Source organism: Streptosporangium sp. NPDC000509 (genome assembly GCF_042898365.1).
GTDB lineage: Bacteria > Actinomycetota > Actinomycetes > Streptosporangiales > Streptosporangiaceae > Streptosporangium.
The window spans coordinates 67,951-78,347 of sequence record NZ_JBIAYX010000031.1 but is presented as its reverse complement, the minus strand read 5'-3'; the positions used below and the strand labels follow the sequence as shown (position 1 = coordinate 78,347).

Annotated in this window: 8 protein-coding genes; 7 read left to right on the top strand and 1 reads right to left on the bottom strand. The window is 70.8% G+C overall.

Annotation, left to right across the window (positions count from 1 at the left end; genetic code table 11):
* The 7 genes from ACFY3D_RS37950 to ACFY3D_RS37920 all read left to right on the top strand — a co-directional run.
* Positions 1 to 286, top strand: a 286-nt coding sequence (locus ACFY3D_RS37950; protein ID WP_389989161.1) for a hypothetical protein, incomplete at its 5' end; no start/stop codon positions are given.
* A 327-nt stretch (positions 287 to 613) separates the two neighbouring features.
* The gene (locus tag ACFY3D_RS37945; RefSeq protein WP_389989159.1) at positions 614 to 2,296 is read left to right on the top strand and encodes a serine/threonine-protein kinase; all 1,683 of its coding nucleotides are present in this window, start codon (positions 614 to 616) and stop codon (positions 2,294 to 2,296) included.
* 329 nt (positions 2,297 to 2,625) lie between these two features.
* Positions 2,626 to 4,056: an NADP-dependent phosphogluconate dehydrogenase gene (gndA, locus tag ACFY3D_RS37940; RefSeq protein WP_389989157.1), complete on the top strand. Its 1,431-nt coding sequence runs from the start codon at positions 2,626 to 2,628 to the stop codon at positions 4,054 to 4,056.
* 344 nt (positions 4,057 to 4,400) lie between these two features.
* Positions 4,401 to 5,177 carry a hypothetical protein gene (locus tag ACFY3D_RS37935; protein ID WP_389989155.1) on the top strand — a complete coding sequence of 259 codons (777 nt, stop codon included), beginning with the start codon at positions 4,401 to 4,403 and terminating at the stop codon, positions 5,175 to 5,177.
* A 28-nt stretch (positions 5,178 to 5,205) separates the two neighbouring features.
* Positions 5,206 to 6,333 carry a hypothetical protein gene (locus ACFY3D_RS37930; RefSeq protein WP_389989153.1) on the top strand — a complete coding sequence of 376 codons (1,128 nt, stop codon included), beginning with the start codon at positions 5,206 to 5,208 and terminating at the stop codon, positions 6,331 to 6,333.
* Positions 6,330 to 7,799, top strand: a complete 1,470-nt coding sequence (locus ACFY3D_RS37925) for a hypothetical protein (RefSeq protein ID WP_389780124.1) — start codon at positions 6,330 to 6,332, stop codon at positions 7,797 to 7,799. Before ACFY3D_RS37930 ends, ACFY3D_RS37925 begins: the two co-directional genes overlap by 4 nt.
* 112 nt (positions 7,800 to 7,911) lie before the next feature.
* Positions 7,912 to 9,210, top strand: coding sequence for an AAA family ATPase (locus tag ACFY3D_RS37920; protein WP_389989151.1), 1,299 nt, complete (start codon positions 7,912 to 7,914; stop codon positions 9,208 to 9,210).
* A 120-nt stretch (positions 9,211 to 9,330) separates the two neighbouring features.
* On the opposite strand, the gene ACFY3D_RS37915 is transcribed toward ACFY3D_RS37920, so the two are convergent.
* Positions 9,331 to 10,284: a GNAT family N-acetyltransferase gene (locus ACFY3D_RS37915; RefSeq protein ID WP_362906441.1), complete on the bottom strand. Its 954-nt coding sequence runs from the start codon at positions 10,282 to 10,284 to the stop codon at positions 9,331 to 9,333.
* Between the last annotated feature and the right edge of the window lie 113 nt (positions 10,285 to 10,397).

Sequence of the window (10,397 nt, the reverse complement as noted above, 5' to 3'; positions counted from 1 at the left end):
ACTGGCTTTTAACACACTGTTGAGTTCTCAAGAAACGGACGCGTACACCATCACCCTGACCCGACCAACCGGTCCGGCAGAACTCCGGGGCGTTCGTTTTATTCTGTTCTTTCGTTGTGCCTTTATTCTTTCAGGCCCGCTTTTTCGTGTCAAACCGACCCGATCCGGCTTACCTGTTTCGGAATTCACTGCTCCCCCTTCTCAGGGGGACCCGCCTAACGTACTCGACGGTCTGATTCATGTCGAATCAAACCCCTTTAGGGGACAAAGATCCCATCAAGGCTGAGATGATCAGAGAGGGTTCCGAGGCCCCGGCGCCACCGCCGTCTCCCTCGGGTCTGGTGAACTTTATGAACCCCGACCCGCATCGTCAAATCAACCGCGCCTCGCGTGGAAGCAAGGCGCGTTGTGGCGTGCGCGCTTCAGGGAAAGCGGCTCCGACAAAACGGAGGGTGCCGGGCACACCGCAGACGGACCGGCCATGTGGTGTCCCGGCTGTGGGCCCTCGACGCGAGGCGGGCGCGGTGCATCCCGGTAGCGAAAGGAAGGGAATACACCCATGGTTCGCGCTGGAAACTCCGGTAATCTGCCGCTCGTCTTCAGGAGGTGGCAGGTGGCCGGAGCTGGCGCCTTTGCGGTACCGGGCTACGAGGTGTCCGGGGTGCTCGGCCAGGGCGGTTTCGGGATCGTCTACCGGGCCAGACAGCTGGCGGTGGATCGTGAGGTCGCGCTCAAGGTGGACAACCGGGTGCTGGTCTCCGAGCGGGACCGGCGCCGCTTCATGCGTGAGGTGACCTCGGCCGGCGCCCTCTCCGGTCACCCGCACGTCGCCCATGTCTACGACGCGGGGGTTCTGCCCGACGGACGGCCGTACATGGTCCTGGAACTGTGTCCCGGCGGGTCTCTGCTGGATCGGATGCGGGCCGAGAAGCGGTTGCCGCCGGCCGAGGTCGCCGACATCGGCATCCGGATCGCCGACGCGCTGTCGGCCGCGCACGCCGCCGGGGTGCTGCACCGCGACATCAAGCCCGCCAACATCCTGATCAACCGGTACGGCAATGTGGTGCTCTCCGACTTCGGCCTCGCCACCATGCCGTCCTCGGGCAGCGAGGTGTCGGTGACCCGGGAGTCCCTCACTCCCGCCTACGCCCCGCCCGAGGCGTTCGAGCTGACCGAGCCCGCCGCCGCCGGTGACGTCTACTCCCTGGCCGCCACGCTGTACGCGCTGCTCTCGGGGCGCCCGCCGCGCTTCCCCGAGAGCGGCGTGGTCAACATCGCGGTCATCATGGCCCTGCACCGCCTGCCGGTTCCCGACCTCCCGGAGGTGCCACCGGAGCTGACCGCCGTGCTCAGGGAGGCCATGGCGACCGACCCCGCGCGCCGCACCCCCTCGGTGGCCGCGCTGCGCGACGCCCTCACGGACCTGCGTCTGGAGGGAGGCGCCTCTGCCCGGTCCCACGCTCCGCGCCCCGCCGTCCCCCACCGGGCCCCGAGGCCCGCTCCACCGCCGGTTTCGACACCGGAGAAGACCCCTGTGCCCATGCCGCCGTACGCGTCACCGTACGGCACACCGCCGGGGCAGCGCGGGGAGCCTGTGCGGTCGCATCTGACGTCACCGGGCGTGAAGGGGCTCTCCGGCACACAGCCGCCCGCGGCGGCCCCGGAGCATCCGGCCGCGTCGAACGCGCGGGTCTTCGTCGCGGTGGCCGTGGCCTTCGCGATCCTGCTGATGGCCGGAGTAGGGCTCATGTACATCGAGAACCGCGACCAGACACCGTCCACCGGGCAGCGGGCCGGCTCGCAGGCCCCCCAGAGCCCTGGCAAGGACCAGAGTGCGACCCCGAAGACGGGCACGTCCGCGGCTCGCGAGGTTTTCGAGGTCGCCACGGTCACGACCCCCTGCCCCGCCGCGGCGGTGGCGGGCGCGGGGGCCGCGTGCGTGGCGAAGAACGAGTGCTGGGGCGGCCTCGTCGCGATCGCGGGCGACACCACGGCGAAGCGGATCAGCTGCCAGGAGCCCCACGTGTGGGAGACGTTCGCGATCGCCCCGCTGCCCCAGGGCTCTCTCATCTACGATCCGGCCGTCCTGGAGAAGGATCCGACGGTGAAGAAGGTCTGCTCGGACCAGGTGATGTTCGCCTCCATGTTCGATGAGCGCGATGACCGGCGGACAAGGTGGCACAAGACGATCCTGCCGCCCTCACGGGAGCAGTTTCAGGGCGGGGCTAGGACCTACCGGTGCCTGGGCGGCCTCATCGGACGTGAGCTTCCGGGCGTCATCAGCTTCGGCCGCTGAGTCTTCTCGGCGCGGGCTCGTCCCCGCCGGATGCCGGAACCGTCGGAAAAGCAGGTCGTCCACCGATCGGCACGGTACCGGGACCTTCTTCGCACGTTCGATCGGGGTGGGTGCAGACTTGCCTTCCCGGACGTGAAAAATTGGACGCGGTTGGACGGAGGTGGAGCATGAACGTCCATCTCCCGATCCGCGTAGGTCACAAAGTAGGTCACCAAAGGTGGCGGCATTCACCACGAAGTCGCTCAGGTTTTCGAGAAATCAGCCAACGGTATCCTGCCGCGTTCTCCTTCCGGTCGTGAAGACCGGGTTTTTCGAGCTGGAGGTTTTTGATGTCTCAGGCACAGATCGGTGTGACAGGACTGGCCGTGATGGGGGCGAACCTCGCCCGCAACCTGGCCAGGCACGGGCACTCGGTAGCGGTGCACAACAGGTCCCAGCACAGGACCAAGGCACTGATCGAGGAGCACGGTCACGAGGGAACCTTTGTCCCCTGCGAGACCCCCGAGGAGTTCGTCGCGGCGCTGGAACGGCCCCGGCGCATTCTGATCATGGTCAAGGCGGGTGCGCCGACCGACGCGGTGATCGAGGAGTTCGCTCCCCTGCTCGAGCCGGGCGACATGCTCGTGGACGGCGGGAACGCGCACTTTCTGGACACGCGCCGACGCGAGGCCGCGCTGCGCGAGCGTGGTCTCCACTTCGTCGGAGCCGGGGTTTCCGGCGGGGAGGAGGGCGCGCTGCTCGGGCCGAGCATCATGCCCGGCGGTTCGAAGGAGTCGTACCAGGCGCTGGGTCCGCTGCTGGAGGACATCGCGGCGAAGGTGGACGGTGTGCCCTGCTGTGCCCACATCGGCCCCGACGGTGCCGGGCACTTCGTGAAGATGGTGCACAACGGCATCGAGTACGCCGACATGCAGCTCATCGCCGAGGCATACGACCTGGTCAGGCAAGGACTCGGCCGGACCCCGGCGGAGCTCGCGGACATCTTCGCGGAGTGGAACGAGGGTGAGCTGTCCTCGTACCTGATCGAGATCACCGCCGAGGTGCTGCGCCAGGTCGACGCCGCGACGGGCAAGCCGCTCGTCGACGTGATCGCCGACCGGGCGGAGCAGAAGGGTACCGGCCGCTGGACGGTGCAGATCGCGCTGGACCTGGGCGTTCCGGTGAGCGGAATCGCCGAGGCGGTGTTCGCCCGTTCCCTGTCCGGTCACGCGGACCTGCGCAAGGCCGCACGGGGTCTGCCCGGCCCGTCGGGCGTGCCCGCGGGGGCCGTGGGCGAGGACTTCGCCGAGGACGTGCGGCGGGCGCTGTACGCCTCGAAGATCGTCGCTTACGCCCAGGGGTTCGACCAGCTCAGGGTCGCCAGCACGGAGTACGGCTGGGATCTCGACCTCGGCACGCTGGCCACGATCTGGCGGGGTGGCTGCATCATCCGCGCCGTCTTCCTCGACCGCATCCGCGAGGCGTACGCGGCGGAGGACAAGCCGGTCACCCTGCTCGCCGCCCCCTACTTCGCCGAGGCGCTCACCCTGGCGCAGGACTCGTGGCGGCGGGTGGTGGCGAAGGCCGCCGAACTGGGCATCCCGGCACCCGGTTTCTCGACCGCGCTCGCCTACTACGACGGGCTGCGCGCCGAGCGCCTGCCCGCGGCCCTGATCCAGGGCCAGCGTGACTTCTTCGGCGCTCACACCTACGAGCGGATCGACCTTGAGGGCTCCTTCCACACCCTGTGGTCGGCCGACCGCACGGAGGTCAAGGGCTAGCCTGCGTATCCCTCGCCCCGGGGTGACCGTCTGCCGCGCCGGATCGGATGCGGCCGCCGACCCGTGACAGGGCGGCACACTCGGGGCAGGGGCCGACCGCCCCTGCCCCGCCCCGCGCGGTGTCGCGGCTGGACGTGCTGCCTCCTTCCGCTCCCCGCATGGTTCCCGTCTGAGTCGCCGTCCGAGGTGGAATCGGCCGCGCCGACTGATCCCGCCTCCCGCGCGACAAGTTTCGCATTAAATGACCTTTTTGTACCTTTATTTCCATTACACGACTCGCGCTTAATGCTGGAATTCGCTGGAATTCAAGGGAGGCTGGTGGAACTCCTGTTACGCTCCGGGCCGTGAGTGATTCACTGGACGCGCTGGAACGGCGAATAGCCGAGCTCCGCGCCGAGGTGCGACGGGCGGTCAAGGCGAAGGAGAACTCGCTCGCCCGATCGCTGCGCGGCGACCTGCGCCGGGCGGAGCAGGCGTGGGACGCGGCGATCACCTCCGAGGCCCCCGAGCCGCCGCACGAACCCGAGACCTCGCTGGTGCCCATCAGGGAGCAGGTGCACCAGGCACTGGCCATGCTGGGTGTGCCGACGGCGGCCAAACTGATCGTGGCGGTGAACGACGCCTTCTTCTCCCGCGAGTTGCGCGGCTCCCAGCTCACCAGCCTGCGGCGCGACGAGGAGCGCTCGTTCCGCGGTGACCCCTACGCCAGGCCGTACTACCTGTGCGCCGCGCTGACCGACCGCCTCTCCCCCGCCCGCGGGCTGTTCGCCGACAGCACGTGGCCACCCGAGTCGCGGGTGCTGGGGCCACTGAGCCCACGCGTCGACTTCCTCGTCTCGGCCATGCGCGTCGCCGAGCACCTGACGCGGCTGGCGGAACCTCCCGCGGGGGCGGTGCGACTGCTGTCGCGGATGGCGCAGAACATCCCGGGCGCCGTCGAGGGGTTCGCCCCGGCCGACCCGGCGACCGCGATCCGCGCGGCACAGGCCGAGCTGGAGGTACACCTCGCCACCGACTCCGCGCAGCGGGCCGAGGTGGCGGCACGGGCGATGAGGCAACTACCGGACGTGGAGCGCCTGTTCGGCGCCACCGCGATGAACACCTTGAGGGGGGCCTGTTGAAGACCAGGCTGGACGGGGAGACCGGTTCATGAACAAGCTCGGGGAGAGGGCCTTCCTGAACAGGCTTGACGAGCTGCGCGGGCCGATGCCCTCCCGCCCGCACGACGCGCGGGCCATCGCGGCGCTCGCCGCCAACCCCGGCTGCGTCCGCCGGGCGGTGATGGACGCCGCAGGGGTCGACAAGGACCTCACGGCCCGGCACGTCGGCTTCCCCGCCCCGTTCGGCCAGTCCCAGTTCGCGATCACCCGCGGGAACGTGTTCGAGTCGCTGGTGAAGGAGAACGGGTGCGCGGAGCTGCTGCGCCTCCTGCGCGAGCTGCTCGGCCTGGAGGTCGCCCAGGTCGGCTACCAGGACGTGGAGAGCATCGGCTCCCATCTGCGGCACTCGCACACCCGGGCGCTGATCGACCGCGCGGCGCGCGAGGACGACGGGACCGCGGTGTTCTACGACCACCCGCTGCTCAGTCTGGAGATCGCCGGGCACACCTCCTACCTGGAACCCGACGTCGTGGCCTTCCAGATCGGGAGGCGCTTCCACATCGTCGAGATCAAGTCGTTCAGCGTGATCGACGGCCAGGCCGAGCCGGAAAAGGTCGCGGCGGCGGCGCGACAGGCGTCGGTCTACGTCATGGCGCTGCGCACGCTCATGGCCGACCTCGGGCACGACCCGGAACGCGTCTCCCACGACGTGGTCCTCGTCTGCCCGGAGAACTTCGCCAACCGCCCCACGGCGGCGCTGGTCGACGTACGCAAGCATCTCTCCGTGCTCAACCGCCAGCTCGCCCGGATGACCAGGGTCGAGCGCCTGCTGGAGGACCTGCCCGGCGGCCTCACCTTCGATCTGGCCCCCGGCGAGGACGGTGTGCCGACCCGCTCGGCCGAGGAGCTGGCCCAGGCACTGCTCCAGGTGCCCGCCCGCTACGCGCCCGACTGCCTGTCCACCTGCGACATGTGCATGTTCTGCCGTCACGAGGCCCGCTCCTGCGGGTCCACCGACCTGCTCGGGCGCCAGGTACGCGACCAGCTGGGCGGCGTCTCCGGCATGGACGAGGCCCTCGGCCTGGCCGAGGGCACCCGTGAGGTGGCCGAGGGCCAGGAGGAGATCGCCCACCTGCTCCGGCTGGCGCACCGGCTGCGCGAGGAGTCGCTGCGGTGAGCACACTGACGGCGCTGGCGCGGCTGCGGGCCGCCAGGGACGGCGTCGCGCAGCGGATCACCACGGTCCGGCACTGCCACGTCTCCGCCCAGCCGCTGGTGTTCATCCCGCTCAAGCTCGCGGGCGAGGCCGCCGCGCCGCTCGCCGCCATGGTCGGCACCGATCCCGGTCACCCCCGGTTGCTCGTCGTTCCCCAGCCCCGCAACCGGGACCTGCGGTTCGCCTTCACCGCCGGGCTGGCCGAGGTGCTGCTGCCGTACATCGAGGGGTTCCAGAAGAGCACCGAGACGGTCGAGCGAAAGAGCGGCGAGCCGTACGAGCGATGCCTGGACGCGCCGCAGATCCTGGTGCCGAACCGGCCCGCGGCCTCGTTCGCCGCGCTGCTCGGCCGCTCCACCCGCTTCCGCAAGGCGGAGGGCCCCTATCCGGTGCATCCGTCGGTGCCGCTGCTCGGCCGGTGGCTGACCTATCTCGCCGACCGGTCGCTGCAGCCGGGCTCCTCGATGCTGCTCGCCGCCACCGAGGCGCTGAGCCTGCACTGGGCGACCGGGCAGAGCAACCTGGAGGACGCCAACCTGGCGGCGCTGCTGGGATGGATCGATCCGCCGCGAGGAATGTCCGGGCGGCAGGCGGCCGAGGAGGCCGAGGACCCGCTGCTCTGGCCTCCCGCCGGCCCCACCACCGACCCCGGCTTCGACAACGAGGTGCTCGGCCCCGCGATCCGCGCCTACGAGGAGGCGCCGACCGATCGCGCCGTCGACCGGATCGGCCAGGCGTTGCGCACCCAGCTCGAACCCACCTGGCGGCTGATGTGGCGCAGCGTGGAGCTGTTGCGCTCGCTGCCCGAGGGGACGCGGGTGAAGGACCGCTGGGAGATCGACCGCGGGTCGTTCACCCGGTTCGTCGAGCGGATCGCCGAGGGCGGGCCGCCTCAGGCGCGCAGGGACGGGGCGGTCGGCGCCGCCGCGCGGCTGGCGGGACTGGAACGGGCGCGGGCGAGCTACGACGTGCAGCGCGCCCATGACGACCCGTTGCTCATGGCCGAGTACCGGCTGAGCGGCGAGGCCTTCGCCGGGACGGTGACGTCCGCCGACCTTGAGCACACCGAGGGCGAGGGCCGCTCGCGCAAGCTCAGACCCCTGATCACGGTGCGGACCGACGATCCGGTGCGGCTCTCCCCCAAGACCACGGTCGGCTGCCCCGACCGGCGTGGCCACGCCGCCGAGATCGTCGAGATCGCGGACGGGGAGATCACCCTCAAGGTCACCAAGGGGATGGGGCGGGGCAGGACACCGGCCCCCGGTTCCGTGCCCGAACCGGGCGAGCAGGTCTCGTACACCTCACTGACGGACGACTTCCAGTCGTCGGCGGCACTGCCCGATCCGGAGCAGACGCCGTGGACCCACGGCGGCCCTCCGCAGGAGTACGAACCCGGCGACGACGACGCGCAGGAGGAATGGCTTTGAGCGTTCACCGGATCCCGGGCCGCCGGGCGACGCCTCGTCCCACCGCGTGCGGGACGGGCCGTGACCGGGGCCTTTACGGAGGCCTCGACGGGGGCCTTGACGGGAGCACGACATGACGACCCCGCAGCGGGAGGCCGCCGCCGTGGTGGAGGCCGTGCTGGCCGACCTGCCCCGCCATCGCGGCGTGGTCGTGGACTCGCCGCCGGGCGCGGGCAAGTCAACGCTGGTGGTGAGGGCGGCGGGGCACATCGCGGAGACCGGCGAGCCGCTGATGATCGTCGCCCAGACCAACGAGCAGGTCGACGATCTGGTGGAGCGGCTCGCGGTCGAGCACCCCGACCTGCCGATCGGCCGCCTGTCGGCGAGCGGCTACGTGACCCCCGGCCGCGTCCTCGCCCACCCCAACGTCTCGGTCGCGGGCAAGCTGCCCGACCTGGGGGATCCGGCCGTGGTGATCGCCACCGCCGACAAGTGGGCCTGGATCGGCGACCGCACCTGGCCCTGGGCCATCGTCGACGAGGCGTACCAGATGCGCTCGGACAAGTTGCTGCGCATCGCCTCGCTGTTCGAGCGGGCGCTGTTCGTGGGCGATCCCGGCCAGCTCGACCCGTTCTCCATCGTGGACGGCGACCGGTGGGCGGGCCTGTCGTGGGACCCGGTGCAGAGCGCGGTCTCGGTGCTGCTGCGGCACAACCCCGACCTGCCGGTGCACCGGCTGCCGGTCTCCTGGCGACTGCCCGCCTCGGCGGCGCCGGTGGTCTCCGAGGCGTTCTACCCGTTCACCGGGTTCCGCGCGGGGACGGGTCCGGACGACAGGTCGCTGGAGTTCACCGTGAACGGCATGCGCACCTCCCACGACCTGGCGCTGGAGGAGGCGGCCGTCTCCGGCTGGGCGCTGTACGAGCTGCCGAGCCGTCACACGGTGCGCACCGACGCCGAAGCCGTCGCGGCGACCGCGATGCTGGCGACGCGGCTGCTCCAGCGGGGCCCGGTCGCGCACTCCGAGCGCGGCAGCCATCCCGTCACCGTCGACAGGATCGCCATCGGCGCCGCGCACCGCGACCAGGTCGCCGCGATCAGGGCCGCCGGGGTGCCGCCGGAGATCACGGTGGACACCGCCAACCGTCTGCAGGGCCGGGAGTACGACGTGACGATCGTGCTTCACCCGCTGTCCGGGCGCCGCGACGCCACCGCGTTCCATCTGGAGTCCGGGCGGCTGTGCGTGCTCACCTCCCGGCACCGCCACGCCTGCGTCGTGGTCGCCAGGGCGGGCATTCCCGAACTCCTGGACGCCCACCCGTCGTCCGAGCCGGTCCAGCTCGGCGTGCCGGTGAAGTTCCCCGACGGCTGGGAGGCCAACCAGGCGGTGCTGGCCCACCTCTCCAAACACCGGGTGACCCCGGACCGATGAGCCGGACGCGCCGTGCCGGAGTGCGCACCGCCGCACCGCAGTGATCCCCGCAGTGATCCCCACAGTGATCTCCGCGATGATCCCCACGGCCCCGTGCGGCGAGGCCCGTACGGCGGGAGGTCAGATCGTGCGCCGCCAGACGTCGATCGCCAGCACCTGACGCATGCCCACCGAGAGGTAGAGGTCGAGGGCGGGCGTGCTGTTGTTGGCGTCGACGTGAAGGTAGGTGCCGACCCGCCCGCGGCGGGCGTCGGCGGCGAACGCCCCGCGCAGCATGACCTTTCCCAGACCTCGGCCCCTGAAGGCGGGGAGCACGGCCAACTGGCGCACGTACCCGCAGTTCTCGTCCCCCAGGAAGGCGTTGGTCCCCAGCAGCATCGCCGCGGGCTCGCCGTCGAGGCGGGCGACCGTCAGTTGTGCCCAGTCGGTGGTGACCGAGGAGTCCAGCTCCTCGTACCACTCGTCGTAGTCCTTCGGGGCGAACCCGAAGTGCTCGGCGAAGCCGGCCTGCTGCACGGCGTGCCCCTGACGGCGTACCTCCTCGGTGAGCCCGTCGTGCACCGTCACCCCGGCCGGGAGTTCGGGCCCGGGGACCGTCCCCTCGTGGTCGGCGCGGAGCCGGATGAAGCTGGTGGCGGCGGCGAAGCCGCGGGACGCGGCGATGGCGCGCTTGCCGCTGTCCTCACGGTAGAGGCCGATGTCCACCACGGCCCGGTCGTGGCCGAGTTCGGCCGTGATCTGCCTGGCCCGCTCGGTCACGGTGTCCCAGAGCGGGCCGGTCAGGTCCGGTGCGGCGGGGTGCACGACGACGTCGACGTCGACGTTGTCGCTGCCCCCCTTGCGGCAGGCCCAGGCCCACGCCACCAGGCGCCCGCTCTCGTCGTGGACGAGCCAGCCGTCGGACTCCCCGGCGAAGGCGGAGTCGTTCAGGTGGTCGGCGACGTCGTCGAGCGTCATGTCGGCCTTGCCGATCACCTGGGTGTCGCAGAGCGAGATCAGCTCGTGGATCTCGCGGGCGTCCTCGGCCAGTGGCCGCCGGGTGACGTACCCGGTGGCGGGGATCGTTGTCTTCATGACCCCATCGTCGCGAGGGCGGCTTGGGGATCACTGGGTCGGCACTTGGCTCCCGGCTCATCGGCCGACCGGCCGATGAGCCGGATGCTCCCGTGGTTCGTCAGGCGACGGGA

Coding starts and splice junctions, on each gene's coding strand:
- ACFY3D_RS37920 (WP_389989151.1), top strand. CDS start 7,912: ATGACGACCCCGCAGCGGGAGGCCGCCGCCGTGGTGGAGGCCGTGCTG.
- ACFY3D_RS37930 (WP_389989153.1), top strand. CDS start 5,206: ATGAACAAGCTCGGGGAGAGGGCCTTCCTGAACAGGCTTGACGAGCTG.
- ACFY3D_RS37915 (WP_362906441.1), bottom strand. CDS start 10,284: ATGAAGACAACGATCCCCGCCACCGGGTACGTCACCCGGCGGCCACTG.
- gndA (WP_389989157.1), top strand. CDS start 2,626: ATGTCTCAGGCACAGATCGGTGTGACAGGACTGGCCGTGATGGGGGCG.